General features: G+C 68.7%; 21 protein-coding genes. 7 read left to right on the forward strand and 14 right to left on the reverse strand.

What is annotated here, in order from left to right; genetic code table 11:
• Nucleotides 1-795 precede the first annotated feature (795 nt).
• The gene (locus tag HNV26_RS16590) at nt 796-1,494 is read right to left on the reverse strand and encodes a sterol desaturase family protein (protein ID WP_171442315.1); all 699 of its coding nucleotides are present in this window, start codon (nt 1,492-1,494) and stop codon (nt 796-798) included.
• Between the two features lie 13 nt (nt 1,495-1,507).
• Nucleotides 1,508-2,014, reverse strand: a complete 507-nt coding sequence (def, locus tag HNV26_RS16595) for a peptide deformylase (RefSeq protein ID WP_090491261.1) — start codon at nt 2,012-2,014, stop codon at nt 1,508-1,510.
• A 314-nt stretch (nt 2,015-2,328) separates the two neighbouring features.
• On the opposite strand from def, the gene HNV26_RS16600 reads away from it, so the two are divergent.
• Together HNV26_RS16600 and HNV26_RS16605 are read left to right on the forward strand one after the other, a co-directional pair.
• Nucleotides 2,329-2,811, forward strand: a complete 483-nt coding sequence (locus tag HNV26_RS16600; protein ID WP_171442316.1) for a nuclear transport factor 2 family protein — start codon at nt 2,329-2,331, stop codon at nt 2,809-2,811.
• A 9-nt stretch (nt 2,812-2,820) separates the two neighbouring features.
• Nucleotides 2,821-3,480, forward strand: coding sequence for a hypothetical protein (locus HNV26_RS16605; RefSeq protein WP_216612411.1), 660 nt, complete (start codon nt 2,821-2,823; stop codon nt 3,478-3,480).
• A gap of 16 nt (nt 3,481-3,496) precedes the next feature.
• On the opposite strand, the gene HNV26_RS16610 is transcribed toward HNV26_RS16605, so the two are convergent.
• The 7 genes from HNV26_RS16610 to HNV26_RS16640 form a co-directional block, all read right to left on the reverse strand.
• Nucleotides 3,497-4,948 (reverse strand): hypothetical protein, encoded by a 1,452-nt coding sequence (locus tag HNV26_RS16610; RefSeq protein WP_171442317.1) that lies wholly within the window; start codon nt 4,946-4,948, stop codon nt 3,497-3,499.
• Nucleotides 4,949-5,087: 139 nt separating this feature from the next.
• Nucleotides 5,088-5,696: a hypothetical protein gene (locus tag HNV26_RS16615; protein ID WP_171442318.1), complete on the reverse strand. Its 609-nt coding sequence runs from the start codon at nt 5,694-5,696 to the stop codon at nt 5,088-5,090.
• A gap of 77 nt (nt 5,697-5,773) precedes the next feature.
• Nucleotides 5,774-6,370, reverse strand: a complete 597-nt coding sequence (locus HNV26_RS16620; protein ID WP_011557265.1) for a DUF2378 family protein — start codon at nt 6,368-6,370, stop codon at nt 5,774-5,776.
• Nucleotides 6,370-7,482: a 3-oxoacyl-ACP synthase III family protein gene (locus tag HNV26_RS16625; RefSeq protein ID WP_171442319.1), complete on the reverse strand. Its 1,113-nt coding sequence runs from the start codon at nt 7,480-7,482 to the stop codon at nt 6,370-6,372. Before HNV26_RS16625 ends, HNV26_RS16620 begins: the two co-directional genes overlap by 1 nt.
• Before the next feature lie 474 nt (nt 7,483-7,956).
• Complete coding sequence (locus tag HNV26_RS16630) at nt 7,957-8,511, reverse strand: hypothetical protein (RefSeq protein ID WP_171442320.1); 555 nt, start codon at nt 8,509-8,511, stop codon at nt 7,957-7,959.
• 162 nt (nt 8,512-8,673) lie between these two features.
• Nucleotides 8,674-9,471 carry a cell wall protein gene (locus HNV26_RS16635; RefSeq protein WP_171442321.1) on the reverse strand — a complete coding sequence of 266 codons (798 nt, stop codon included), beginning with the start codon at nt 9,469-9,471 and terminating at the stop codon, nt 8,674-8,676.
• Between the two features lie 126 nt (nt 9,472-9,597).
• Nucleotides 9,598-9,765, reverse strand: coding sequence for a hypothetical protein (locus HNV26_RS16640; protein ID WP_171442322.1), 168 nt, complete (start codon nt 9,763-9,765; stop codon nt 9,598-9,600).
• A 185-nt stretch (nt 9,766-9,950) separates the two neighbouring features.
• On the opposite strand from HNV26_RS16640, the gene HNV26_RS16645 reads away from it, so the two are divergent.
• The 3 genes from HNV26_RS16645 to tkt all read left to right on the forward strand — a co-directional run bounded on the left by HNV26_RS16645 (nt 9,951) and on the right by tkt (nt 14,255).
• Nucleotides 9,951-10,799 (forward strand): AAA family ATPase, encoded by an 849-nt coding sequence (locus HNV26_RS16645; RefSeq protein WP_141588497.1) that lies wholly within the window; start codon nt 9,951-9,953, stop codon nt 10,797-10,799.
• Nucleotides 10,800-10,811: 12 nt separating this feature from the next.
• On the forward strand, nt 10,812-12,020 hold the full coding sequence (locus HNV26_RS16650; RefSeq protein ID WP_090491252.1) for a vWA domain-containing protein: 1,209 nt from the start codon (nt 10,812-10,814) through the stop codon (nt 12,018-12,020).
• A gap of 171 nt (nt 12,021-12,191) precedes the next feature.
• Nucleotides 12,192-14,255, forward strand: a complete 2,064-nt coding sequence (tkt, locus tag HNV26_RS16655) for a transketolase (protein ID WP_171442323.1) — start codon at nt 12,192-12,194, stop codon at nt 14,253-14,255.
• Between the two features lie 624 nt (nt 14,256-14,879).
• Here tkt and truB read toward each other — a convergent pair.
• The gene (truB, locus tag HNV26_RS16660) at nt 14,880-15,788 is read right to left on the reverse strand and encodes a tRNA pseudouridine(55) synthase TruB (protein WP_171442324.1); all 909 of its coding nucleotides are present in this window, start codon (nt 15,786-15,788) and stop codon (nt 14,880-14,882) included.
• Between the two features lie 292 nt (nt 15,789-16,080).
• Between truB and HNV26_RS16665 the strand changes: the two genes are divergently transcribed.
• Nucleotides 16,081-17,790: an LVIVD repeat-containing protein gene (locus HNV26_RS16665; RefSeq protein ID WP_171442325.1), complete on the forward strand. Its 1,710-nt coding sequence runs from the start codon at nt 16,081-16,083 to the stop codon at nt 17,788-17,790.
• Between the two features lie 71 nt (nt 17,791-17,861).
• Entirely contained in the window at nt 17,862-19,499 is a 1,638-nt protein-coding gene (locus tag HNV26_RS16670) for an LVIVD repeat-containing protein (protein ID WP_171442326.1), read from the forward strand.
• A 9-nt stretch (nt 19,500-19,508) separates the two neighbouring features.
• On the opposite strand, the gene HNV26_RS16675 is transcribed toward HNV26_RS16670, so the two are convergent.
• The 4 genes from HNV26_RS16675 to HNV26_RS16690 all read right to left on the reverse strand — a co-directional run bounded on the left by HNV26_RS16675 (nt 19,509) and on the right by HNV26_RS16690 (nt 26,232).
• The gene (locus tag HNV26_RS16675) at nt 19,509-21,530 is read right to left on the reverse strand and encodes a response regulator (protein ID WP_171442327.1); all 2,022 of its coding nucleotides are present in this window, start codon (nt 21,528-21,530) and stop codon (nt 19,509-19,511) included.
• Nucleotides 21,527-24,055 (reverse strand): ATP-binding protein, encoded by a 2,529-nt coding sequence (locus HNV26_RS16680; RefSeq protein WP_171442328.1) that lies wholly within the window; start codon nt 24,053-24,055, stop codon nt 21,527-21,529. Before HNV26_RS16680 ends, HNV26_RS16675 begins: the two co-directional genes overlap by 4 nt.
• Nucleotides 24,052-24,429 carry a response regulator gene (locus HNV26_RS16685; protein ID WP_141256545.1) on the reverse strand — a complete coding sequence of 126 codons (378 nt, stop codon included), beginning with the start codon at nt 24,427-24,429 and terminating at the stop codon, nt 24,052-24,054. The genes HNV26_RS16680 and HNV26_RS16685 overlap by 4 nt, the downstream gene beginning before the upstream one ends.
• Before the next feature lie 153 nt (nt 24,430-24,582).
• Entirely contained in the window at nt 24,583-26,232 is a 1,650-nt protein-coding gene (locus HNV26_RS16690; protein ID WP_216612412.1) for an NHL repeat-containing protein, read from the reverse strand.
• Nucleotides 26,233-26,263: the final 31 nt, after the last annotated feature.

Below are 26,263 nucleotides of genomic sequence, written 5' to 3' on the forward strand. Positions count from 1 at the left end.
GGCTGGCACCGTCTTAAGAAATTGACTGCGGTTTCCGCAATCTAGCTTCTTCTTGGGCTTGCTATTTGGTTTTCAAAGAGCGAGTCGCTTGTTTCGCTAGCGACTTTCTGCTACCGTTTTCTTCGTTGCTGCCTCGCCGTCTTTTCTGCCCGGCGGGGTGTCAGCTTCTATTTCAGTCCGGCGTCTTCTGTCAAGCTGCTGTTTCGCCGCCCTGCTGGCTTCCGGAGTCTTCAGCGCCGCCCAGTGGCTTCCGCTGTTTTCTTCCGGAGGGGCGCGGCTTCTACCGCTTTGCCGCCCTCCCTGTCAACCGCTGCTTCGTTGACTTCCTCGACTCGTCCGCCCTTGCTTCCGGGCTTCTTCGTCGGGGCGCGGCTTCTACCACCACCGCGTCTCCTGTCAACTCGCTGCGTTGACCGCCGTATTCCGCATTGTCGTACTGACTCGCTCGAAGTGCCTTCCGCGCCAGTGCGCGGGCTTCTTTGCGAGGGGCGCGGCTTCTATCATCGCCGCGTTGTGGGTCAACAAACTTCTCCGACCCGTTCTTCCCGATCGTCTCCTGGGTGACGGGCACCGAGGCGGCGAGCAGGGGTTCACTTACTAACGCGCTGCTTCCTGCGCGTCAATGGATCTTGATCGGCGCCGTCCCCAGCGTCCGCCCTTCCGGGTTCAACGCACCTTCATTGGTGACAACCCAGGTCCCCAGGAAGGGCATTCCAGCTGAAAAATCCAAGGTTTACCGCTCGGGGGGCAGCCGGCCATCCGAGCCAGGGCGCGCGTGCCTGGCGTTCATGGCTTCTAGCGACGGTCGTTGTCCGGCCGCCAGGACGTCCCAAAGAGCCAGTCCGCGAACGGGAACGAGATGTTGAAGTTGTGGTGCTGCATCTTCGAAGGGTCGTGATGGGCTTCGTGGTGGCGGCGCAGCTGCCGCATCAGCGTGAGCCGAGCCACCGGGTGCTCGGGCGGCAGGTGGTGGCAGAAGTGCAGCCACTCGTACGTCAGGTAGTACCCGACCGCTGATGCGACGAAGAGCCACCCCACGTTCGGCGAGATGAGCACAAAGCACAGCGCACCCAGTGGCGCGGCGATGGCGCCCAGGAAGAACAGCAGCAGTACCGGGGGAAAGAGCACCATCTTCACGTCCCGACCGGACTCGTAGGCCAGGGCTTCGTGCGTGAAGAAGCGGTGGTGCTGCTCGGTGTGGCGCTGAAAAAGAAGGCCCAGCCCCAGCCGGCGGTGGTGCATGGGCCCGCGGTGCCCCAGGAACTCCACCACGTTGCCCAGCAGGAAGACCGCAGGCAGTGTCAGCCATTCCAGGGGGCGCCTTCCCTCCAGGTGGGACACGGCGAAGCCGATGACCGCCAGCGAGCCCAGGCTCGTGAAGACGAAGTGTGCGCGCCCAGAGTAGCGAGGGCTCACGTGCTTGCGCCGGTAGTCCTCGCGGAATCGCGCCACGCACTCGGGGATGGAGCGCGTGGCCCTGGCGGCTTCGGCCATCCTGTCATCCTGACTAGCCCTTCTGACGGGCCTTCACTTTCTGGAGCTTCTTCATCCGGTCCAGGATGAGCGTGCGCTTGAGACTGGACAGGTGGTCCACGAAGACGTGCCCGTCGAGATGGTCGATTTCATGCTGCAGCACGTGCGCGAGCCGACCTTCCGCCTCGAGTTCATGCCATTCGGCGGACTTGTCCTGGTAGCGCACCTTCACCTTGTGGAAGCGCGGGCACTTCTCCCACTCGCGCGGGACGGACAAGCAGCCCTCTTCCATCGTCACCGGCTCCTTCTTCTCCAGAATCTGCGGATTGACGATTTCGAAGAAGGTGCCGTCCTCCCGTCCCACCAGCGCCACGCGCAGGGATTCGCCGACCTGGTTGGCGGCGATGCCGATGCCTTCGGCTTCCTTCATGGACTCGGCCATCTCCTCCAAGAGCTTCTCGAGCGGAGGGCCGAAGTCAGTCACGGGCTTGGTGGACGAGGTGAGGACCTTATGGGGCCAGATGACGATGTCGCGAGCCATGGGCCGCAATCTGCCATGCACGCCTCCTCAACGCCGCCCGATTCCGCATGGTAACGGTCCACCGGTTCACACGACGGCCCTCCCCCACCAGGCCCGTTCTCCGCCGCTCCAAGGCAACGCCCCGCCCCACCGTGGCGCGCGTCAGTACCTCCCGCTCCTCATTGACGCCATCCGTCCAGACCAGCCGGACGCCCGTTGCCGCCGGGCCCCATGCGGGGTGTTCGCTCGAGCGGAACCACCCCCGTTTCACCCTCCGAGCGATGCCATCCGGACAGTTGGCGCGTCTTCACGGACAGGTCTGCTACACCTGTCCCATGCACCCGCACGCCCAACTCATCACCGACTTCTACTCAGCATTCCAACGCCGGGACGCCCAGGCCATGTCCGCCTGCTACCACCCAGAGGTGGAGTTCTCCGACGCCGCCTTCGTCGGACTCCGTCGCCGGGAGCCCGGGGCCATGTGGCTCATGCTCTGCGAGCGCGGCAAGGACCTGGAGGTCACCTTCCGAGACGTGCAGGCCGATGACCACCGAGGCCGCGCCCACTGGGATGCGAACTACACGTTCAGCGGCACCGGCAGGAAGGTGCTCAACCGCATCGATGCCGAGTTCGAGTTCCGCGACGGGAAGATTTTCCGGCACCGCGACCACTTCGACTTCTGGACCTGGTCCCGTCAGGCGCTGGGCCCCACCGGCCTGGTGCTCGGGTGGACGCCCCTGTTGAAGAAGAAGGTCCAGTCAAAGGCCCGGAAGTCCCTGGACATCTTCATGCGCGAGCGTGGCATTCCCCAGGAGTGAGGAGGACGCATGGCACCGCCCGTTAGTGAGAGCCCACCCGTGGAGCCCCTGGACCTCTGGCTCCTGGAGGCCGCCATGGAGCTGTCCACGCCCCTGCACATGCTCGTGGAGCCGAACCCGCACATCGCGCTCAACATGGCGGACGATCCGCGGCTGTCCCGGCAGGAGTTGTGTGAACGGCTGTCGCTGCTCGCCGAGCGCGGACTCATTCGCGTCCACGCGCTTCCGGACGGCTTGCAGGAGCTGTTCTCCCCCGAGGAGATTTCGAGCGCCATTGATGACAGGCAGTCCCGCACTCCCTTTGGCTATTCGCTCACGGATGCCGGCGGCGCCCTCTGGGAGCACCACGCCAGGCCCGACTGGAGCCGGTTCGTCAACGCGGGGCAGGAGCCCTCCGCCGACGAGACCCAGGACGCCTGGGTCATCGAGGCCGCGAGCCTTGAAGCCGCGGACGCAGAGTTCCACTTCCATGAGTCACTCGGCGATGTGCATCAGCCGGTGGGCGAGTCGAAACACGGCGAGGTGCTGACGCCGTGGCAGGTGACGTACTGGAAGACGCTGCCTCACGGATACCGGCTCCAGTACGTCACCGTGCCGCGCCCTGCCGACCCGGCTCGGAGCAGGAGCGTGCCTTCCCGACCGCCTTGGTACACGCGCGTCTGGCTGTGACACCGCGCCCGCGCGCTCACGGCTCCGTTTCGGACGTCTCGAGGTGCCGGTACGTCAGCGGGCCGTCTCCCTCGCGGGCCAGTTGGGCCGTGCAGCGAACGTTGCCCCGCCAGTCCAGGAGTTGGAGCCCCAACGTGCCGTCCTCGTGCAGCAGCAGCGAGCCATAGCCGTTGTTGCCCAGCTCGGGTCTCAGGTCCGTCCACACCGGGAAGCGTGCGTGTGTCTCCAGGAAACGCACGGGTGCTGGAGACTTCAGGCCCGGCGTCACCGCTCGCACCGGGAGCCCCGCGTGCCCCAGGCTTCCTCCCAGGAACGGGAGCGCGGCGCTCCGGTCGAACAGCGCTCCGTAGGGCGTGGCGCCCCAGAACCACAGGTCGACCTGTCCGCGCTCGACCGCCAGCTCCCGAAGGTCTTCCAATAAACCGGCGTGCCTTGCTTCTCCGTATCGGTAGGGTGCATCGTGGCTCAGGAGGATGTTCGTTGCGCCTCGCTGGCGGCCCTCCTTCAGCACTGACTCCAGCCACCCCAGGAGCGCGGGCTCCTGGTGCCGCCCTGGCTCGAAGTACGCGGTGTCCAGACCGATGAGCTGGAAGCGCTCCGAGGCCAGGCAGAAGTAGCTTCCCTCCTGGACTTGCTTCGCTCGTGAGGCGCCTCGCCGCTCGTCCAGGTAGCGGTAGAAGGGTGTGCCTCCGGAACGCATCTCCGGACCCGCGTTCAGCGTCATCAGCGTTGTGACGGACAGCAGCGGTTCGAGCGGCTCGGCCACGTGCGCGTCGAATTCGCCCCGACGGCCCGCGTAGTACACGCCCCCGAGGTGCACCGCGTACTCCAGCCGCTCGCCTCGCATGATGAGCTGACGGGCCACATAGCGCGCGGGGTACTCGCCCGTGCCGAAGCCTCCGAACAACGCGACCTCCACGGGCCGTCCCGGCGCGGGCTCGCGGAGCTCGTAGCGGAAACGGGTGGCGTGATGCGCATCGTCGTGCCGACGGAACTCCGCCCGCTGCCAGCCGCCGTGAAGCCAGGCGCGACCACTGAACAGGAGCCATCCGCGCAGGTCCGCCACTGGCTCAAAGCGGGTTCGCGATGAGTCGATAGGGAGTTCATTCGTCATCAACGGGAAGGTGAAGTCCGGCGGCAGTGACACCGAGGCCCGCGCCTGGAATGCCGGTTGCCGCAGGGATTGGAGCGCGGCTTCGGGCTCGCTCAAGGACTGCTCCAGTTCCTGGAGCACGTGCACCAGGGCGCCCTCTGAAACGGACACACCCAAGTCCTGACGGATGAGGCTCAGGACCTCTTCCGGCTCGCGCAGGAAGCGCTCGCGCAGCGCGCCCAGGTCGTCTGGACCGAGCGGCGGCAACTCCGATACGTCGGCGCTCGCGACTCCGGACGCCGTCTGAGCCGTTGCCGCGGCTGAAGGAGCGCGGTACCCGAGCGCCGTGTAGAACTCCATCCGCTTGCGGTCCATGGGCGCATCATCACCCGTTGGCCCGACGCGGGGAATGGCCGAGCCTGCCGCAGGACCGCCACGTTTGCTCATCAGGCCTGGGCACACCCCTGTCCGGCGCTTGCCCAGTGTGCCCAGTCCCGTGGTTCCCGTGTGGCGACTATTCCCTCGCTCTTGCCGTGGCCTCGGCCTCCTGCGCTTTCGTCACCTTGCTCGCGTCACGCTGGCGGCCATCACGGTAGGCGTAGAGCGTGTAATACGAACCCGTGGCGTAGCCCGGCAGCTTGCGGGGATTGAAGACGCTGGTGCTCGACACCGAGCCACCTACGAAGCCCGTGGGCACGTCCACCAGTCGCATCGCGCAGCCAGCCAGGACCAGCCCCGCCGCTGGCACGTCGTTGCTCACCAGCGTGCACGTGCCCCGCGCGGTGAAGCGCCCCTCCGGCAGGTTGTAGCGCATGTAGACATTCAGTTGCTGCCCGGCGGGAAAGGCGCTGTCCGTCACCTGGACGCACGCCGTCGCCGAGCCCACGCGCCGGCCTCCCCCGTCCACAACCTTGCCGTCCTTGGGATTGTGCTCTGGCACATACACGCTCCCGCCCAGCTTCACGTTCACCTCGAAGGGCGCCGCCGCGCACACCGCCGGGTCCGCGGGGCTCGCCGGGTCCTCCTGCGTGCGGAACTGCATCACCACCTCATTGGCCCCCGCCTGCGCCGACAGCAACAGGACACCCAACATCCCCACCGCACCGCCGAGCTTTCGCGACATGGCGTATCTCCCTCCAGACCGTCAGAGGCTTTTCAGCCCACCGCTTGCCCCCCCCTTCGACACGCCCCGCGCCGGGGCTACTGCCACGACAGCGTGTATTCGGTGTCGAGCGGCCCCGTCTGCCGGCCGTGCACCTGGACCTGCTTGCCACCCACCGCCTCGATGACGGCCTGGAGCGTGCCCTCGTGGTAGGCGGGCGGCATGAAGTCCCGCTTCATCGTGAAGATGCCGCTGGTGTCGCCCGTCCACTTCACCGCGCGCTCGCCGTAGCTGACCGCCGCGCGGTAACCCGAGTGCAGGTTGCCCACGAGCCGCTTCGGACTGTCCGACGCCAGCAGCAACAACGTCTTGCCCGCCGCCGAAGACAGGAAGTCCGTCGTGGCCACCACGCCCATGCGCCGCAGCGCTCCGTCGAAGCCGCCGTGCTCCGGGCCCATCACCTGCGCCGCCGTGAAGGACATCCTCAGGAAGGCGGCCACCGGGTAGTTGAAGAAGTCGATGAAGCGCGTCTCGCCACTGGCCGCCAGACAGCGCTCCACCGCCGCGTCCCCTCCCATCGTGCGAACGGCGGACACCACGCCGTTGAAGAAGAGCCCGCGGGCCGTGTCGTCTTTCGTCGCCAGCGCCAATCGCGCGTCCAACTCCTTGGCGATATTCGGATCCATCTTGTTCATTACAACCTCACGAGTTGCGCGCCGTAATGGACGTTCGCGCCTACCGCTGCCACCACCACCAGGTCACCACTTCCCAGACGCACGCGTCCTGCTTCCAAGTCCTCGGCCAGAAGGATGAGCATCCCCGCCGCCGACGTGTTGCCGTAGCGGTCCACGTTGCACGCCACTGCCTCACGCGGCAGTCCCGCCCGCTCCACGAAGGCGTCCATCACCCGCTTGTTCGGCTGGTGGAAATAGTACCGCTCCACCTTCGAACGGAGCTCCGGACGCGGCCCGAGGACGGCGTCGAGGCACTTCTGCATGTACTCCGGATAGCTGCGCGCCACGCGGAAGCCATCCACCACGAAGGCCATGTCCGCCGGGCGCATCCGCCCCGGCTGATACGGCAACTTCAACAGGCCGCCACCCTTGCGGATGACCAGGTCTCCGTACGCGTTGCCGGAGAAGGACGCCAGGATACCCTCCGCCCCCGACTCCCCTGGCTTCGACTGGAGCACCACCGCGCCCGCCCCGTCCCCGAAGACATACATGGAGAGGTAGCCCTGCAGCGTCTTCGAGCGGCCCGGCCCGGCCGGCAGTTCGTCCGTGTAGACCTCACGGTTCACCAGCGGAGACGTGAAGGCAGAGGCCACCACCGCCACCGTGCGGAAGCGCCCTCCGTCCATCATCTTCTTCACCATGTCCAACACGTACGGCGTGCCACCGCAGCCGTCGTCCACCACGAGCCCGAACGCATCCTCGCGCAGCTCCAGCCGCCGGTGCAGCTCCATGGCGTCGTGGTTGAAGTGCGGCGCGTCCGGCGTACACGTCACCACGAAGAGCGCGTCCAACTCCTTGGCATCCACACCCGCCTGGGCGAGCGCCTTCTGGAGCGCCACCTCGCACATGTCCGTGTTGTTGGCCGGGTAGATGTGCCCGTCATTCTCGGGCGGCGGAATCGCCTGGCCCGTGGCCTCGTCGATGTCCCAGAGGAAGCGGCGCTCGCGAATGCCGACCTTCTCCTCGATGCGCTCCGCCGGCCACCCTGGGATGGCCCTGGCGATCCGCTCGTTGCTCACCACGCGTGAAGGAACGAAGGCACCGGCTCCGACGACACAGATATTGGGTGTCATTTAATGGCCCCGTTTTTTCACAGCCTCGCCATATGGGAGGGATTCCCTGGCAACGGGGGGTTGAGCAGGATTCAGGCCATATACGAAGTCATTGAAACAACTGCCGCTGGCGAACGGGACAGATTCACCCGTGAATCATGCTCCAACCAATGATGCGACGAAGCTACCGGGATTACTGGAGATTTTCAGTGCTTCACAAATGAAGCGGCAACCGTTGCGAATGAAGCGCTTCGTCACGAGAATTTCCTCTCAGTGACTGAGCATGTCACCCCAGGTGTCGCCGATGACTTCACTGCACTGTGAAAAGGGCCGCTGCGCGCGTGAGTGATTGAAGACCCATGCGACGAATCTGGGCGCCGAGCCTCTCACTGGGAGTCTCTGGCTTGAAGAGCAGATGAGACGGCTGTGCTGAAATCAACACATCGGGAAGGCCGCCCACCTACTGGGGGCGGCCACTCACCGACGTGGCGCGGCTCAGAACGGGATGTTGTCGTCGTCGTTCGGAGGCGGGATGTCGTCGCCGCCGTAGCTTCCGCCACCATAGCCGCCACCGCCCCGGCCACCACCGTAGCCGCCCTGGTTGCCATAGCCACCCTGGCTGCCATAGCCGCCGTCGCCGCCACCACCCGCGTCGCCGCCCCGCTGCCGCGCGATTTCCGCCTCGATGGCGGCGAGCAGCTGGCGCTCCTTGTCGTGCCAGCGCGACTTGCTCGCGTCATTCAGCGTGCGGCGCGCGCCGTTGGCGTAGAACTCCAGGTCGCCCATGCTGGCGCCGACAATGGGTCCGCCCTTGCTGCGGCCGTAGTTGGGGAAGACCATTCCATCACCACCACCGCCACCACCACCGCTCGCGGGCGCCGAACGCCGCGCCGCCGGGGCCGCCGCGTCCGGCGTGCCACCGATGGACATCTCTCCCAGCGTCAGCGTGAAGCCCTCACCGCTCTTGAACGCCGTGCCCACACGCACCTGCTCCACCCGCCCGTCGGGACGACGCACCGCCACGGTGACCGGATAACCTTGCTCGCTCATGCCGGGCCGAATCCCATCCCCGCCCCGCTACTGTCAACGGAGACTCGAAGGGGATGTCCGGGAACCGGTCGCTCGTCCGGCCTGCTCACCGCGCTTCCTGGATTCCACTTGAGCCGCTCGGGCCCGAAGGCCCGAGGGAATCCGCGGAGCGCGGCGCTCGAATCAGAACAGCGAGCCCTGGGAGGAAGAGCGGCCCTTCTTGCGCTTGTCGGCTCCAGCCTTCGCCTTGGTGGTCTTCGCCTGGCGCCCGCCCTTGGCCGCGGCCCTCTTCGCGGCCGGCGCCTTCTTGGCCACCGACTTCTTCGCGGCGGCCGGCGCCTTCTTCGCCCGTGCGGCCTTCTTCGCGCCCGCGGCCTTCCGACCCGCCGACTTCTTCTCGGCGGCCGGCGCCTTCCGCTCGGCGGGCTGCGGCGCCGCCACCACGGGGGCCGGGGCCTTCTTCCTGGCGCCACCCTCACGCAGCGCCTTGCTGGCGGCGCGGCCACGCGGCAACGTCACGTCCCCCACCGATTGCGGAAGCGCGTCGTCCTTCCACGCCGACGGCCGGCGGTTGGTCCGCATCAGCAACCGCAGCTTCTGGTAGTGCGCCGAGCAGTACCCCTTGGAACGGCTGGGGCGCTCGCAACCGATGACGGCGCACGCCCGGGTGCCCTCCTCCGCGCGCGCCTGATGGACGGACGGCTTCGCGGCCACGGACCGGCCCACGGCTGCGCGCCCCCTTGGCGCCGCAACCACCTGCTTGCGGCCTCCGCGCGTGGACGCGGGCAGCGCCGTGGGCGTCCGCACTCCCGCCATGGCGCCGAGACGGCTGGTCAACGGCGCCAACCGGTGCGTCACCTCACGCAGCAACTCCAGGGCCTCCAGGCCGTCCTCCATGCGTCGGACCGCCTGCTGCAACGGGACCAACTGCGCATCGAGTTCGCGCCGGAAGACTTCGCCAAGAGCATTCGCAATGGACATTGCTCGGGAGAATACACCGGGCCCCGGGAAACCGGTGTGAAAACCTGTGCTTGGCTCGCACCAATCGTTGACCGGCGAGCGAAGCCATACATCCCGTGAGGTCGGCCCCTCCCGCCAGAGCAGCGCCTACCCCCGGACGCTGACGGTGGCTGGCGGCGCGGCCCGAGGGAGGGCGCGCTCCGGGGCCTCCCGCTGGTGCTCGGGCGGCCTGCTGACGGCGGCCGTCCCGCAGGTGCGCGCCGTCAGGGAGACGGCTCCCACGAGCAACAGTGCTGGAACAAACAGGTGACCCATGATGCATCCTCGAAGCAAGTGACGGACGTGAATGCCGGCCAACCCCGAGGGTCTCCTCTCCGCGAGTCCGCCTGGCTGCCTCCGCCCAAGACATACGAACGAGCTTGCCGTTCGGGTCTGACGTTTCCGGAGCCCCGGGTACGTGAGCCCCCCAGACACCGCGGCGGGTGTTAAAGGGATGGGGCATGAGCCAGGCGCCCACTCCCGTCCGCTTCAAAGGCACCGACACCTACCTGACCCACGAGAGCCTCCAGGCCGCGGTCAACTGCGCGCTCACCCTCCAGCGCCCCCTGCTGGTGAAGGGCGAGCCCGGCACCGGCAAGACGCTGCTGGCGGAGGCCATCGCCGAGGCCCTGGGGCACCGGCTCATCACCTGGCACGTGAAGAGCACCACCCGCGCGCAGGACGGCCTCTACGTCTACGACACCGTGCAACGCCTGTATGACTCGCGCTTCAACGACGGGGACGTGCGAGACATCCGCAAGTACATCCGCCAGGGGCCGCTGGGCGAGGCCTTCTCATCCCCCGAGCGCGTGGTGCTGCTCATCGACGAGGTGGACAAGGCGGACCTGGAGTTCCCCAACGACCTGCTCCACGAGTTGGACCGGATGCGCTTCCGCGTCACCGAGACGGGTGACGAGGTGGTGGCGAAACACCGCCCCGTGGTGGTGATTACATCCAACAACGAGAAGGAGCTGCCCGACGCCTTCCTGCGCCGGTGCGTGTTCCACTTCATCGACTTCCCGGACGCGGAGCTGATGCGCCGCATCGTCGACGTGCACCACCCGGGCCTGGACAGCGCGCTGTCCGAGCAGGCGCTGAAGGTCTTCTACGAGCTGCGCAGCTTCACCCGCCTGCGCAAGAAGCCCTCCACCAGCGAGCTCATCGACTGGATTGCCGTGCTCAAGGCCCAGGGCGTCAACGACCTCAAGCTGGATGAACAGCTCCCCTTCCTGGGCGCGCTGCTGAAGAAGGAGCAGGACCTGGTCTCCGTGGCGGAGGCCTTCGGGCGCGGGCGCCGTCCCCGGGCCTGACGAGGCGCTGCCATGTTCCTGCCCTTCTTCTACGAGCTGCGCCGACGCGGACTGAAGGTCGGCGCCCAGGAGGCGCTGGCGCTGGCTGGCGCGCTGCGCGCGGGCCTGCACGACAGCCACCTGGACGGCTTCTACCATGTGGCCCGGGCGCTGCTCGTGCACTCGGAGACGCAGCTGGATGCGTTCGACCAGGCCTTCCTCGCGCACTTCCAGGGCGTGGAGTCGGCGAGCCTGGAGCTGACGCAGGAGCTGCTCCACTGGCTGGAGGAGGCCCGCGAGCGGCCCGACCTGAGCCCCGAGGAGGTCGCGCTGCTGGAGCAGCTGGACCCGGAGGAGATTCGCCGGCTCTTCGAGGAGCGCCTGAAGGAGCAGAAGGAGCGCCACGACGGCGGCAACCGCTGGGTGGGCACTGGCGGTACGTCTCCCTTCGGCAACAACGGCTTTGGCCGCGAGGGCATCCGCGTGGGCGGCGGCGCGGGCAACCGCCAGGGACGCGCGCTGATGCAGGCCGGCGCCCGGAAGTACGCCGGCTACCGCGACGACGTGGTGCTGGACACGCGGCAGATGGCGGTGGCGCTGCGCAAGCTGCGCGCCTTCGCCCGGGACGGCGCGCCGGACGAGCTGGACGTGGACGAGTCCATCGCCGCGACCGCGCGCAACGCTGGCGAGCTGGAGGTGGTGACGCGGCCGCCGCGACGCCCCAACACGCGCGTGGTACTGGCCATGGACGTGGGCGGCTCCATGGACCCGTACGCGGCGCTGGTGAGCCGGCTGTTCAGCGTGGCCAGCCAGGCGACGCACTTCAAGGAGCTGCGCACCTACTACTTCCACAACTGCGTCTACGGAAAGCTCTACGCCACGCCGCAGCTCACGGGCGGAATCACGGTGCCGGAGCTGGTGGCCCAGGTGGGGCGGCACCACAAGCTGGTGATGGTGGGGGATGCCTCCATGGCGCCCTACGAGCTGTCCATCCGCACCGACGCGCAGGGGCACTACAAGACGGACGGGCTGGAAGGGCTGACGTGGCTGATGCAGCTGGCGCAGCACTTCGAGCGCAACGTGTGGCTCAACCCGGAGCCCATGGGCACGTGGCGCTCGGGGACCATCTCCGTGATTGCCCGCGTGTTCCCCATGTTCGCCCTGACGGTGGAGGGACTGGGTGAAGCCGTCACGCACCTGACACGCGGACGGACCGTGAGAGGCGCGGCGGCGCGGCGCTGAGGCGTGTCCGCAGGGCGCGCGGGGTTCATTCCCGTGCCCCCCAGGGCAGGAATTCCGGGTGTGCCCGTGGACTGGCGGACGGCCGGGCGAGCCCCAGCGCATTTGGTGCAGCACCTGGAGCGTCACTTGCGGCATGGTGCGCGCGCACGCGAGCGGGACCGCGAGGACACCATGACAACCGACAAGCAGGACGTGCTGGCCATCAACACCATCCGCACCCTCGCCATGGATGCGGTACAGCAGGCCCACTCGGGCCACCCGGGGGCTCCCATGTCCCTGGCCCCCGTGGCGTACCAGCTCTGGCAGCAGGAGCTCCGGTATGACCCGTCCCACCCCATCTGGCCGGACCGGGACAGGTTCATCCTGTCCAACGGCCACGCCTCCATGCTGCTGTACGCGCTGCTCCACCTGGCCGGGGTGAAGCGCGTCACGCGGGAGTACACCGTCGAGGACGCGCCCACCGTGTCGCTCGAGGACATCAAGAAGTTCCGGCAGCTCGACTCGTCCACCCCGGGCCACCCCGAGTACCGGTGGACCAGCGGCGTGGAGACGACCACCGGCCCCCTGGGCCAGGGCGTGTCCAACAGCGTGGGCATGGCCATGGCCAGCCGCTGGCTCGCGAGCTACTACAACCGCCCCGGCTTCGAGATGTTCGGCTACGACGTCTACGCCATCTGCGGCGACGGCGACCTGATGGAAGGCGTGGCGTCCGAGGCGGCGTCCATCGCCGGCCACCTCCAGCTGCCCAACCTGTGCTGGATCTACGACAGCAACCACATCTCCATCGACGGCAGCACCGACCTGGCCTTCACCGAGGACGTGGGCCGGCGCTTCGAGGCCTACGGCTGGCGCGTGCTGCGCGTGCCGGACGCCAACGACTTGAACGCCATGGGTGAGGCGCTGCGCACCTTCAAGACGGCGCGCGGCAAGCCCACGCTCATCATCGTCACCACCCAGATTGCCTACGGCGCGCCCAAGCTCCAGGGCTCCTCCAAGGCCCACGGCGAGCCGCTGGGCGACGAGGAAATCAAGGGCACCAAGCGCTTCTACGGCTGGCCCGAGGACGAGAAGTTCCTGGTCCCCGACGGCGTGCGCGAGCGCTTCCAGGAGCGCATGGGCGCGCGCGGCAAGCAGCTGCGCACGGCGTGGGAGCAGAAGTTCTCCGAGTACCGCAAGCAGTTCCCCGAGCTGGCCGACCAGTTGGAGCGCATGCAGCGCCGCGACGCGCCCCAGGGTTGGGACGCGGAGCTGCCGACGTTCCCCGCCGACGCCAAGGGACTGGCCACGCGCGACTCCAGCGGCAAGGTGCTCAACGCCATCGCCAAGCACTACCCGTGGCTGGTGGGCGGCTCGGCGGACCTCAACCCGTCCACGAAGACGTACATCACCGGCGGGGAGGCGATGAAGCCGGGCGAGTACGCGGGGCGCAACATCCACTTCGGCGTGCGCGAGCACGCGATGGGCTCCATCGTCAACGGCCTGTGCCTGAGCAAGCTGCGCGGCTACGGCGCCACGTTCCTCATCTTCAGTGACTACGAGCGCCCCGCCATCCGCCTGTCCGCGCTGATGGAGCTGCCCGCCATCCACATCTTCACCCACGACTCCATTGGCGTGGGCGAGGACGGCCCCACGCACCAGCCGGTGGAGCAGCTGGCGTCGCTGCGCGCGATTCCCGGCATCATCGTGCTGCGCCCCGCTGACGCCAACGAGGTGGTCGAGTCGTGGCGGGTGATTGCCCAGCAGCACAAGCACCCGGTGGTGCTGGTGCTCACGCGCCAGCCCGTGCCCACGCTGGACCGCAGCAAGTTCGGCGCGGCGTCCGGCGTGGCTCGCGGCGGCTACGTGCTGTCCGACGCGGAGGGCGGCAAGCCGGAGGTCATCCTCATCGGCACCGGCAGCGAGGTGTCGCTGTGCCTGGACGCCCAGGAGAAGCTCAAGGCGGACGGCATCCCTTCGCGCGTGGTCAGCCTGCCGTCGTGGGAGCTGTTCGAGGCCCAGTCCCAGGAGTACCGGGACAGCGTGCTGCCTCCGTCCGTGCGCGCCCGCGTCGCGGTGGAGAAGGGCGCTGCCTTCGGCTGGGAGCGCTTCGTGGGGCATGACGGCAACATCGTCGCCATGCGCAGCTTCGGCGCCTCCGCGCCCATCAAGGCGCTGCAGCAGAAGTTCGGCTTCACCGCCGACCACGTGGCCCAGCAGGCGAAGGACTCGCTGAAGAAGACGAAGACGCGGCCGTAGCCCGCCAAAAGAAGGAGCCTCGGACCGTCCCCCAACGGTCCGAGGCCCTCGGGCCTTTTCGGCATCCAGGTGCTCGTCCTGGCGGACTCATGGCGCGGAAGGGTGCGACCCCCGTCGCAGCCCAGCCCCCCGGCTGGGTCCCCCCACGCCATGAGCCCATCAGGTCACTTCAACGTCGTTCCCGGCTGCCTCGTGGGCGTGAGCGTCGCGTCCCCCCGGTCGCACCCCGGTTCCCCCGAACCGGCTTCCGCTCGCACCTTCAAGTCCTCCAGGTCCGACTGACTCGTTCGCTCGGGAGGTTCGCCCCCCAGCGCCTGGCCCCCCGGCCAGGCCCCCGTGCTTCGAGCCCCGCTCCGTGCTGGAGCGTGATGTCCTGTCCTATTGCGCGTGGCGTGCCACACACCGGTCCCGGTGGGCCCACCTGAGCGTCCCAAGTCTTTTCAGTGGGTTATGGATTGAGGCGCCCTTCTCACGGGGCTGTGCGGGGTGGTGACAACTGTCATCACCGGTGACAACCGTCATCACCAGGACGGCTCCCAGGTGGTGACTCTTGTCACCGGTGGCCCATCCCAGGCGGGGCACGTGACACCTTGGCAACGGCGGGGCGGGGCTTCCCGCGCGGGCCTAGAGCCCTCCGCGCAGCTCCAGCTCGCTCCACAGCGCGCCGTCGCGCTCCCGTAGCAGGAAGGTGAGGCGCCCCTGGTGGAAGCCCCGAATGGGGGCCTCCGGGTCCGGGAAGCCAGGAGGCAGCTTCCAGTCCGCGGACTGAAGGCCGCTCGCGGGGATGGGGCGCTCGCGGCGCAGTTCCCCCACCTCCGCGTCCGTGAGCGTCCGCGCGCGGGCCCAGGGCAGCAGCTCGCGTCCGTGCAGCCACACCCGTTGCTCCAGCCCCGGGTCCTCCCACGGGCCAATCGCCGTGCGCCGCAGGGTGGCCAGATGTGCCCCACAGCCCAGCGCGCGCCCCACATCGCGGGCCAGCGAGCGCACGTAGTAGCCCCCACGGCAGCTCAGCCACAGGCGGCTGGCGCGCGGCAGGTCATGGGACAGCCAGCGCGCCGCGTGCAGATATACGCGCGAGGGCGGCAGCTCCACGGCTTCTCCCCGATGCGCCTTCCGATAGGCCGGCTCGCCCCCCACCTTCTTCGCGCTGGTGGCCGGAGGCACCTGCTCCCGCCAGCCCACGAAGGACGCCAGCGCCGCGTCCAGGCTTTCCGGCGTCAGCGCCGCCGTGTCTCCCTGGAGGACGGGCCGGCCGTGCAGGTCTCCCGTGTCCGTCTCCGTGCCCCAGACGACCTCCGCCTCATAGACCTTGGGCACGGCGTGCAGCAGCTCGAACAGGCGCGGCGCCTGCCCCACCAGCACCAGCAGCAGCCCTTCCGCGAAGGGGTCCAACGTCCCGCCGTGGCACACCGGTATCCGCTTGCCCGGCTGCGCGGCCTTCGCCTCCTCCATGAACCGCTGCACCACCGAGAAGCTCGTGGCGCCCACCGGTTTGTGGACCCGGTAGATGCCCGGACTCAGTTTCCCTCCCACCGCGACCCTCCTGTGACCTTCCACCCTACCCTGGCCGGGAGTGCGACGGCGGAAGGTCGCGCCCCCATCCGCACCTTCCTGGAATGACTGTCATACGGCCCGCCATGGCCGCCGCGCGTCTACAAGGCCAGGCCCCTTCCCTGTCAAAAGCAAGCAACCCGCGCCCAGCCGGCCCATTGGCGTTCATCTGGCAATCATCTCAACTCAGGGACGGCGTGACAGGCGTATGCCTGCGTGCAGGTGCAGGACGGCCATCTCCGCAGTGCCTCGCGTTTCCCCATGAGGTGTCTCCATGACGTCCCCGCTTCGCCCAGGCTGGGCCCTGCTGTCCGCCCTGACCCTGCTGCTGTCCGCCACCACCGGCTGTGATGACGAGCCGCCTCCGCCCGTTCCCGACGCGGGGCAGCAGCCCACGGACTCCGGCACGGACGCGGGTTCCGAGGACGCCGGGACGGACGCGGGGCCCGAGGTGCCCTGGGATGGGGGCTACACCGTGCTGGACGACCCGGGTGACTGGATTGACCGGGGAGCGTTCTCCGCGTGCCGGTTCACCGTGGAGAACCCCAGCCTCGAGGCCTGCGCGGATCCGGCGAACTTCGACATGTCGTCCTGCAATGCGGACCAGCTCGCCGCGGTGGAACAACACGGCATCTATGTGGGCGACGGGCGGTCGGAGAGGCTGCTCGCGGATGGGGGCACGTCCGTCACACCGGGCAGCGCCGCCTTCCAGCTCTTCGCGGATGGGGGGCCCGACAAGGTCTTGGGCATTCCCGTCACCACGCGGATGACGACCGGCGGCACCTTCTTCCTCTCCGGCAGACAGTCGAATCCCTACACCGGAGAGCGCGTCGTCTCGTTGGCGGGCTGTGAGACGCCCAGGCCCGACGTCATCACCGGCTGCTATGTCCGTTGCACCGAGACGCCCCGGGCCTCCTCCCGGAGCATGGGCACCTTCGAGGCCGAGCGGGCGGAGCGGCGCGGCGAAGCCGAGTCGTCCGGCGGGATGCGGCTCGTCTCCGAGTCCTTCGTGGACCTGGGCGTGCCGGTGGATGTCTACGTCACCCAGGGTCACGCCTATGTGGTGTCCACCAACCAGGCCGGCCGCTTCGGCGGGCTCACCGTCTTCGACGTGAGCGACCCGGCGCATCCCATCTTCAAGACCTCCATCAGCCTGCCGGGCGACTCGTATTGGAACGGCGTGTGGGCGAAGGACGACGCGCTGTATGTCGCCAGCGCCGACACCGGCGTCTCCGTCTTCGACATCTCCAACCCGGGGTCACCGGAGTTCATCCTCAGCCTGCCGGGCAACGGCAACACCAACGTGCACACCGTCCTGGTGGATGGGGACCGTCTGTATGCGTCCGACGTCACCGACTTCGTGGGCAGCACCCGCGTCTACGACATCCGCACGCCGCTGGCGCCCGTCCTGCGGCAGGTCATCACCCTGCCCGAGCGCTCGTCGCTCGGCGGGCCCCATGACTTCTTCGCGTACGAGGGCCGCCTCTATCTCAGCAATGCGTATGGCGGTTACTCCGTCGTGGACATCACCGACCTGGAGAACGTGCGCCACCTGGGCCAATACACCTACCCGGGGTTCGGTGGCTTCGCGCACCACAGCGCGGTGGGCACCTTCGCGGGCCGCACCATCGCCTTCGAAGGCGGCGAGTTTCCGGGTTCGCACCTGCGCGTGCTGGACGTCACCGACCCGGCGAACATCGTGAAGATTGGCGAGCACCGCATGCGGTACTCCACCTCCATCCACAACATGATTCTCAAGGGCGAGCGGCTGTACGTCGCCTGGTACCACGAGGGCGTGCGCGTGCTGGACGTGGCCACCCCCACCCAACCCCGGCAGGTGGCGCACTTCAACACCTTCAGGGAGACCGACCCGCACCGGGCGGGCGGCGCCTTCGAGGGCGCCATCGGCATCCGCCTGCCCGGAGATGGATACGTCTACGTCGTGGACACGTCGCGCGGGCTGCTCATCTTCAACGAGCCGTGAGCCAGCCGGGGGCGCCACTTCGGGGCGCTCGCGAGGGTCTCACATGCTGTACACCGAGCGTCCGCGGAACGATGCGGGCGCCCATACTCCTCCTCCAGAGGCTGCACCTCATGTCTGCTCGTACCGCATGCCCGTTGCTGGCGCTCGTTTGCGCCGTGTCGTTGTCCGCCTGCTCTTCGTCGGAGCCCACGCCACCGGAGCCCACGCCACCCGTCTATAACGGACCCTGGGCGGTGCTTCCGGAGCTGGGGGAATGGGTGGACCCCGGGGCCTTCGAGTCTTGTCCCGCGCAGACGTCGCAGGCGGCGTGCAACGCGCCGGAGACACTTGTGATGCCAGACTGTGACTTCGGCTCGCTCGCGGGCCTGGAGCGGCAGGGCGCCATCTACCGCGCGGAAATCCGGTACGAGACCCAGATGCAGCCCGGCACCGTACAAGTCCACCCGGAGAACGGGGGGTTCCAGTTCGATGCCTCGGGCCAACCCATTTCCATCATGGGGCTCAAGCCCCATACGCCCACCATGAATGGCGAGCGGTTCTTCATCTCCTCCGGACCCGCGAGCCAAACCAGGCTCCAAGAGCGCTACACGTTCATCGGCTGTCACGCCCAGGGGCCACGGAGCCTCACCGGCTGCGTTCTCTGGTGCCGAGACGGCACCCTGCGCCATAGAGGCAGCTTCCGCGCCGAACGCATGACGTGGCGAGAGGGCGAGCCCGAGTCCGCCAACCTCCAGCTCCTGTCCGAAATGCGCGTGGGCCTGGACACGCCTGTGGACGTGTATGTCACCCACGGCCACGCCTATGTCGTGGGCATCAACCGGCGAGGATTCGACGGCGGCCTCGTCGTCTACAACGTGAGCAATCCCTACATTCCCGTCCAGCAAACGGCCATCAAGTTCGCCAACGACGGGTACTGGAATGGCGTCTGGGCCAAGGACAACGCGCTCTACGTCGCCAGCGGAGACTCCGGCGTGCTCGTGTTCGACCTGGCAAACCCGGCGTCGCCTGCCTTCCTGCGCAACTACCGCGGCGGTGGCAGCCCACTCGACGTGCACACCCTCTTCGTGGATGGGAACCGGCTCTATGCCATGTCGCCCTCCCACAAGCAGACGCTCATCTTCGACATCACCCAACCGCTGGAGCCTCAGCTCCTCACCCGCTTCACGTATCCCAGAAGTGCGGGCTATCCGCATGACGCCTTCGCGTATGAAGGGCGCCTCTATATCAACCACCTCGACGATGGCTTCCTCATCGCAGGGCTGGACGGCGAGACACCGGAGTTACTCGGCCGCTACACCTATCCCCATGCCTTCAGCCACGCCAACGCGGTGGGCACCTTCAACGGCCGCACCGTGGCCTTCGAGGGCGGCGAGACGATGGGCTCCCATATCCGCGTGCTGGACGTCACCGACCCGGCGAACATCGTGAAGATTGGTGAATACCGCCTGCGGGGCCTCACCTCCGTCCACAACATGCTGCTGGTGGGCACGCGGCTGTACGTCGCGTACTACCATGAGGGCGTGCGCGTCCTGGACGTGTCCAATCCCTCGCAGCCTCGCGAAATCGCGCACTACAACACCTTCCGCGAGTCAGACCCGAACCGGACAGACAAGCTGACCGATGGCGCCATCGGCATCCGCGTGCCCGGGGACGGCCGCATCTACGTCGTGGACACGTCGCGCGGGCTGCTCATCTTCAACGAGCCGTAGCCCTGAGGCTCACGCCTCGATGCGGTTGCGGCCGTTCTCCTTCGCGCGCAAGAGCCGCGCGTCCGCGGTCCGCAGCAGCGACTCCACCGTGTCGCCGTCCCCCGGCGACACCGCGATGCCCGCGCTGAAGGTGACGTGGAAGGGCTCACCGGTGTCGCCGTCGAAGGTCATGTCCGACAGCTCCGCCGCGGTGCGAGCGAGGATTTCCGAGGCGCTGCCCGCGCTCTCCCCCAGGAGCCCCACCACGAACTCCTCGCCACCCCAGCGTCCGCGCACGTCCTCGCGGCGGAAGCGCGCGCCCAACAGCCGGCCCAACCACATCAACACGCGGTCTCCCGCCAGGTGTCCGTAGCGGTCATTCACCTGCTTGAAGTGGTCCACGTCCAGGAAGCACAAGGCCAGCGGCCTTCCCTGGCGCCGTGACTCGGCCAGCCGGGCGCGGAGCCCGTCCAGGAAGGGCCGGCGCAGCAGCAGGCCCGTCAGCCCATCCCGCTCCGCCCGCTCGCGCGACAGGCGCGTGCGCTCCAACCGGGCCTGCACGCGCGCTCGCAGCTCCTCGCGCAGCACCGGCTTGGAGAGGTAGTCATCCGCCCCCGCCTGGAAGGCCGCCAGCCGGAACTCCAGCCCCAGGTGCGCGGTAATCAGCAGCACCGGCAGCTCCTGCCATTCCGGCGTGGAGCGCAGAATCCGGCACAGGTCGAAGCCGCTGGGCCCCGGCATCTGCACGTCCAGCAGCAACAGGTCCGGCCGGTGCTGCGCCAGCGCCTCCATCAGCCCGTGCGCGTCGTTCAGCCCCACCACCTCAATCTGGTCGCTGGCCAGGGCCTGCGTCAGCGCGGCGATGGCGTCCGGGTCGTCATCCACCACCATCACCCGCGCGCGCTCCGGGCGGCGCGCCGCCACCATGCGCTCGGCCGCGGCGGAGAAGTCCCGCACGGTGAAGGGCCGGGGCAGGAAGAGGGACGCCCCCGCGTGCGCCGCCGCCACCCGTTCTTCCAGCACGTCCCGGGCACCCGTGACGGCCAGCGGCAGCACGGGCAGGCTCTCCTCCGCGCGCAGCGCATGCGCCACGGCCAGGCCGCCCAGCGGACCGCTCAGGTCCAGGTGGACCAGCACGCCATCCACCCACTGCCGCCGCACCACCTCACACGCCGTGTCCGCCGTGCGCGCCGTCACCACGCCCACACCCACCTGACGCCCCATGCGCTCCGCGTCGGCCAGCAGCTTCGCGTCCTCGTCCACCACCAGCAGCACGCCCTCGGAGGACTGCGGCGGCGCGGCGGCGGGCTTCACCGGAACGGAGGCCGCGGCGGCCAGCGTGCGGAAGGACGCGTCCAACGCCGCCACATCCACGGGCGCCCCGGCCCGGGCCGGCAAGAGCACCGCCTCCAACTGGCCCGCCCGGATGCTCACCTCCGCGAAGCCGTAGCTGCCCGCGGTTCCGTGCAACTTGTGGACAACCGTGTAGGCCTCCTCCAGCGCCGCCGCGTCACCACCGCGCCCGCGGACGAGCAGCGCCTCCAGCGCCGCCACCTTCTCCTTCAGCCGGGCGCCGTACTCCGCGTTGAGCGCCGCCAGGCTGGCGGCCAGGTCGTCCGCCTCCACGTCCACTTCCTCCGCCTCCTCCATCGCCTCGGGCGGCGGCGGAGGCGGCAGGACGGGCGCGGGGAAGAGCTGGTTCACCCAGACGAGCAGCTCCTCCGGCTTGTAGGGCTTGTGGATGATGCGCACCACGCCCAGCTGCCGCGTGAGCAGCTCGTGGCTCTTCAAGTCCTTCCAGAAGGCCGAGGCGAAGAGGATGGGCAGCTTGGGCTGCGTCTTGCGTAGCTCGCGAATGAAGTCCGCGCCCGTCATCCCCGGCAGCAGACCGTCCACGATGGCGGCGTCCACCGGCACGCGCGCGAGCACGGCCTGCGCCTCCGCCGCGCTGCGCGCGGGCTCCACGCGGTAGCCCTTCTCACGCAGGAAGGTGCCCACCAGGGACTGCAAATCCTTGTCGTCCTCCAGGAACAGGAGCGTCCTGCCGTTCATGAGGGGTGTGCCTTTCTCGCCAGCAGGCCGTTGAGGAGGTCACGCACGGAGGAGACCAGCTCCTCTTCCGACGCACGCGACTTGGTGAAGTGCCGGGTGATGCCCAGGGTGAGCTGCCGCTCATCCATGCGCGTCAAATCCCGGCCCGTGAAGACGATGAGCGGCGTGGCGCGGCCCTTGCCCTGACGGAGGATGTCGACGACCTCGAAGCCGTCCAGGCGCGGCAGGCCGACGTCCAGGACGATGAGGTCCGGCGTCGTCTCGCGCGCGAGCTCCACCGCGCTCTCCCCGTCCGCCGCCTCGAACACTTGCACGCCCAGCCGCTCCACCTGCGCGCACAGCGTGCGCCGGGTGCTGGCGTCGTCATCCACCACCAGCACGCGCGCCTGGCCCGGCTGCCGTGTGGCGTAGCGCAGCGACTTGAGCAGCCGTGACTCCTCCAACGGCCGGGGCATCCAGTCCACCCAGTGCGGAACGCCCTCCGCGTCCTCCGAGCGGCCGGACAGCGCCAGCACGGGCAACTCGTGCGTGCGCGGCTGTTCGCGCAGGCGCCGCACCCAGTCCAGCGCGTGCTCTTCCGGAAGCCGCATGTCCACCACCAGCGCGTCCGGCAGGGCCGTGTCCAGGTGCTTCGCCGCCTCGATGAGGCTGGTGGCGCGCACCACGCGGTAGCCTTCGTGCGCGAGGAGCCCGCCCAGCAGCGACGCCAGCTCCGCGTCCGCGGTGGTCACCAGCACCTCATGGTGGGACGCGTCCTCAGGGATGACGGGCGGCGGCGTGACGGACGCGGGCCGGGCCGACTCCAGCGTGAAGGTGAAGGTGGAGCCCCGGCCCTCCTCGCTCTCCACGGTGATGCGGCTGCCGTGCTGCTCCACGATGGCCTGCGAGATGGCCAGCCCCAGCCCCGTGCCTCCCTTGGAGCGCGTGTCCGAGCTGTCCAGTTGCTGGAAGCGGCCGAAGAGGCGCGCACGCTGCTCCTGGGAGATGCCGGGGCCCTGGTCCACCACACTGAAACGCACCCGCCCGTCCGCCTCTTCCTCCACGCGCACCGTCACCCCCGCGCCCTGCGGGGAGAACTTCACCGCATTGGACACCAGGTTGGTGAGCACCTGCACCAGCCGGTCCCGGTCCGCCTTCACCTGCGGCGCGCCCGTCACCTCGGCGCGGAGCGAGACACCCGCGCCGTCCGCCATGCCCCGGACGCTCGCGAAGGTGGACTCCACCAGGTCCGCGCATTCCGGCGTGGAGACCTTCAGCTCCAGCTTGCCCGCCTCCATCTTCTCCAGGTCGAGGATGTCGTTGATGAGGCGGATGAGGCGCTCGGTGTTGGTGCGGGCGATGCGCACCATGTCCAGCGCCTGGGGCGGAAGGTCGCCCACGATGCCACCCTCCAGCAGGCCCAGGGAGCCGCGGATGGAGGTGAGCGGCGTGCGCAGCTCATGGCTGACGGTGGAGATGAACTCGTTCTTCATCCGCTCCACCGCCTTGCGCTCGGTGATGTCGCGCACGAAGACGGTGTAGCGAGGCGGGCCTTCTCCGGGCACGCGGACGATGGTCAGCTCCGCGGGGAAGGTGCTGCCATCCCTGCGCAGGCACGGGGACTCCAGCCGCGTGGCCTGCCCCGACGCGGTGTTCCGCCCCGCGGCCAGCACCTTCTGGCGGGCACCGTCCGGCAGCTCCGCCGGGAGCGCCACGGAGAGGAAGTCGCGGCCCACCACGTCCGCGGCGACCACCTGGAAGGTCTTCTGCGCCGAGGGGTTCAGCTCCAGCAAGTCCCCGCCGCCGTCCAACAGCAGGATGCCGTCCGGAGAGGCCTCCAGAATCGCGGCCTTGCGTGCCTCGCTGGCGCGCAGCCCGTCGTTGGCGGCGGACAAGGCCTTGGTGCGCTCCTCCACCCGCCGCTCCAAATCCGTGTTGAGCGCGGCCAGGTCGGCGGTGGCCCGCGACAGCCGCACCATCACCACCAGCACGTAGGCCACCAGCGCCAGGGAGACGATGAAGAAGATGATGCGCGAGCGCTCGTTGCGCGCCTGCGTGCGCTCGTAGAGCTCCAGGTACGTGTTGATGAGTCGCTCCGCCCGCGTGCTGGCGGTGCCCTCCAACAGGGCCTGGACGGCCGCGTCCGCCTCTTCCTTCGCACCCCGCGCGTCCGCGGCGCGGGCTCGCTCCAGCAGCGCGGCGCTCTCCTCCAGCGCGCTGACGAACAGGTCCAGCGCCGCGTTCATCGTGCGCCGGTCCATGGCGGACAGGAAGGAGGGGAACTGTCGCAGCGCGTCCGCGCGGGCCCGCAGCGCGGCGAAGTCCTCCGGGTCCGCGCCATGGAGCGTGCGCAAGCCCATGCGTTCGCGCAGCACGTCCATCTCCAGGTCGCCGCTGGCCACGCGCAGGTGCCGCAGCGCGCTGCGGTAGCGGTCATTGTCGGAGGTGGCCCACGGACGGCCCATGGCGAACAGGCCGCACAAGAGCAGCAGCGCGCCCGCCGCCAACACGCCCGAGCGACGGGAGAGGCGGAGCCCCTGACTCACCCTGGCACCAGCTTGCGAATCTCCTGGGGCAACGTCATCGGGTCGAAGGGCTTCCCGATGACGCCCAGCGCGCCCAGCTCCAGGTAGCGGGCGACCTCCTGCTTCTGGATTTTCGCCGTCATGAAGATGATGGGCGTGTGCGCCGTGGACGCCTCGGCGCGCAGCCGGCCGAAGGTGGTGGGCCCGTCCATGCCCGGCATCATCACGTCCAGCAAGATGAGGTCGGGCTTCTCCGTGCGCGCCTTCTCCAGGGCCTCCGCGCCGGACGCGGCGAGCACCGTCTGCCATCCCCCCACACGGCTGAGGCTGAGATTGCCGATGGTGCGGATGTCATCTTCATCGTCAACGAGCATCACCTTGCGAAGGGTCGTCATGGCCGAGGCCAGACTCTACCAGGGCGGCAGCGCCTGGGAGCGGGCGCAACAACGCCAGGGATTCGCATGCCTCGTCGAACAGTCCGTTACAGGCCACCCGAGGAACCGGGCCAGGCCCCGTTCCTCGTGGCGGATGAAGACGCCGAGAGGGCGCTACGGCACGCCCGTGAGCACGCGCCCGTCGTACACCCGAATGAAGCCCCCGTCCTGGTCCCTGATGGCGCTGAAGCCACCGGTCACCACGACATGGCCTGTTGGGGTGAGCGCGAGGCCGCTGATACGGACCGGGCCTCCCATCCCCGTGCTCCCCTCGACGTAGGTCACCGGGCCGAGCGCGCGGGTCGCGAGGTTCATCGCCGCGAACCAGCCCCGGCCAATCTCCGTTCCACCCGCGAGGAGCTCATGCCCGCCGATGAGCAGCGTGCCGGAGGGCGAGAAGGTCTCCAGGGTGACAACGCCCGGGACGTTGGAGATCACCTCGTTCCACTGCGTTACCCCGTTCGCGCCAATCCACCGGTGAGCGAAGCCCCCGGTGGGCCCGCCATTGGGGGAGAGGGTGCTCGCCGCGCCCTCGGCGTTGACGGCGAAGAGGTTCCCGGCGCCCTGCGCCTCCCACCGGATGGCGCCGTCGACGCTGTACTTCCGCAAGTAGGACTTCACGAACACCGACTGCCCGGACGTCGCGTCCCGGTTGTGCACGCTTCCGGCCAGATAGACCTCACCCTGCGAATTCACCGCCAGGCCAGAGGGGTAGTTGAACTGGCCCTCATTGAAAACCAGGCTCCAGCGCTCGGCCACTTGCGACGAGAGGGCGATGAGCTTGAGCTGAGTCGCGAGCTCATGACTGCCCAGGCTCAACAGCACGTAGACCTGCCCGCTGGCGCTCACCGCGAGATCGTGCCCTCTGGGATTCTCGGCGGCCTCTGAAGAGGTCCACAGCGCCTGCCCGTTCGCGCCGTACCGGGTCACCCGCCCGAGGGAGTCCACCACGTAGGCGTTGCTCGCGCCATCCAGGACCATCTTCACTCCGCTGCCCACGGGGACCGACCAGAGCAACTGCCCGGTGCTGCTGAGCCGCTGCAACTGCCCGACCTCCAGGACGACGATGTCGCCACCGGCCGTGACCGCCACGCTCCGGGGCTGGGAGCTCCGCCACGCCCCCCACCGCAGGAGGGACTCGAACGCCTCCAGGGAGACGACCTTCGTCCCATCGATGGTGAGCGAGCAGCCGCCGCCCGCCACCACGGTGCAGTCCCCGCCCCAGGTCGGAAACCCCGCCGGCGCGGTCCGGAGGGTCACCTGCGCCTTGCGGACCGCCACCTTGCACGGCTCGCCGCAGGACCAGCCATCCCCATCGGCCACCACGTGCGCGCTGGCACCGGGCATGCTCCGCACCTCCACATAGCCGACGCCCATGCCCTTGAGGACCGCGCTGTCCACATCGGGAGCGCCCTCCACCTTGAGGCGGGCCTCGCTCGGCCCCGCCAGCCGGGGCGAGAACCGCACCCGCACCTCGCACTCCATGCCCGCGTCGAGGAAGCGCTCGCAGGTGTTGGCGGCGATGGTGAACCCGCTGCCCTCCACCTTGACGGACACGGACTCCACCGCCGACGGAGACGCATTGCGCACGGTGACGAGGTGCTCGGGGGAGGTCTGGCCCACCTCCATCTCACCGAAGTCGACCGCCTCCCGGTCGATGATGAGCACGGCCGGGGCCGGCTTCTGTTCATCGTCGGAGTCGGAGCACGCGGCGGAAAGGACAGACGCGCTGAGCAGCAAGGAGAGCAAAGGCTGTCGAAGCATGGGCTGCCTTCTAGGTGAGCCCATGTCTGCG

Origin of the sequence: Myxococcus xanthus (genome assembly GCF_013116825.1) — a bacterium.
Lineage (GTDB): Bacteria > Myxococcota > Myxococcia > Myxococcales > Myxococcaceae > Myxococcus > Myxococcus xanthus_B.

What these genes read in the sequence shown, in the direction of transcription:
- HNV26_RS16590 (WP_171442315.1), bottom strand. Translation starts at nt 1,494, where the DNA reads ATGGCCGAAGCCGCCAGGGCCACGCGCTCCATCCCCGAGTGCGTGGCG.
- def (WP_090491261.1), bottom strand. Translation starts at nt 2,014, where the DNA reads ATGGCTCGCGACATCGTCATCTGGCCCCATAAGGTCCTCACCTCGTCC.
- HNV26_RS16600 (WP_171442316.1), top strand. Translation starts at nt 2,329, where the DNA reads ATGCACCCGCACGCCCAACTCATCACCGACTTCTACTCAGCATTCCAA.
- HNV26_RS16605 (WP_216612411.1), top strand. Translation starts at nt 2,821, where the DNA reads ATGGCACCGCCCGTTAGTGAGAGCCCACCCGTGGAGCCCCTGGACCTC.
- HNV26_RS16610 (WP_171442317.1), bottom strand. Translation starts at nt 4,948, where the DNA reads ATGGACCGCAAGCGGATGGAGTTCTACACGGCGCTCGGGTACCGCGCT.
- HNV26_RS16615 (WP_171442318.1), bottom strand. Translation starts at nt 5,696, where the DNA reads ATGTCGCGAAAGCTCGGCGGTGCGGTGGGGATGTTGGGTGTCCTGTTG.
- HNV26_RS16620 (WP_011557265.1), bottom strand. Translation starts at nt 6,370, where the DNA reads ATGAACAAGATGGATCCGAATATCGCCAAGGAGTTGGACGCGCGATTG.
- HNV26_RS16625 (WP_171442319.1), bottom strand. Translation starts at nt 7,482, where the DNA reads ATGACACCCAATATCTGTGTCGTCGGAGCCGGTGCCTTCGTTCCTTCA.
- HNV26_RS16630 (WP_171442320.1), bottom strand. Translation starts at nt 8,511, where the DNA reads ATGAGCGAGCAAGGTTATCCGGTCACCGTGGCGGTGCGTCGTCCCGAC.
- HNV26_RS16635 (WP_171442321.1), bottom strand. Translation starts at nt 9,471, where the DNA reads ATGTCCATTGCGAATGCTCTTGGCGAAGTCTTCCGGCGCGAACTCGAT.
- HNV26_RS16640 (WP_171442322.1), bottom strand. Translation starts at nt 9,765, where the DNA reads ATGGGTCACCTGTTTGTTCCAGCACTGTTGCTCGTGGGAGCCGTCTCC.
- HNV26_RS16645 (WP_141588497.1), top strand. Translation starts at nt 9,951, where the DNA reads ATGAGCCAGGCGCCCACTCCCGTCCGCTTCAAAGGCACCGACACCTAC.
- HNV26_RS16650 (WP_090491252.1), top strand. Translation starts at nt 10,812, where the DNA reads ATGTTCCTGCCCTTCTTCTACGAGCTGCGCCGACGCGGACTGAAGGTC.
- tkt (WP_171442323.1), top strand. Translation starts at nt 12,192, where the DNA reads ATGACAACCGACAAGCAGGACGTGCTGGCCATCAACACCATCCGCACC.
- HNV26_RS16665 (WP_171442325.1), top strand. Translation starts at nt 16,081, where the DNA reads ATGACGTCCCCGCTTCGCCCAGGCTGGGCCCTGCTGTCCGCCCTGACC.
- HNV26_RS16670 (WP_171442326.1), top strand. Translation starts at nt 17,862, where the DNA reads ATGCGGGCGCCCATACTCCTCCTCCAGAGGCTGCACCTCATGTCTGCT.
- HNV26_RS16675 (WP_171442327.1), bottom strand. Translation starts at nt 21,530, where the DNA reads ATGAACGGCAGGACGCTCCTGTTCCTGGAGGACGACAAGGATTTGCAG.
- HNV26_RS16685 (WP_141256545.1), bottom strand. Translation starts at nt 24,429, where the DNA reads ATGACGACCCTTCGCAAGGTGATGCTCGTTGACGATGAAGATGACATC.
- HNV26_RS16690 (WP_216612412.1), bottom strand. Translation starts at nt 26,232, where the DNA reads ATGCTTCGACAGCCTTTGCTCTCCTTGCTGCTCAGCGCGTCTGTCCTT.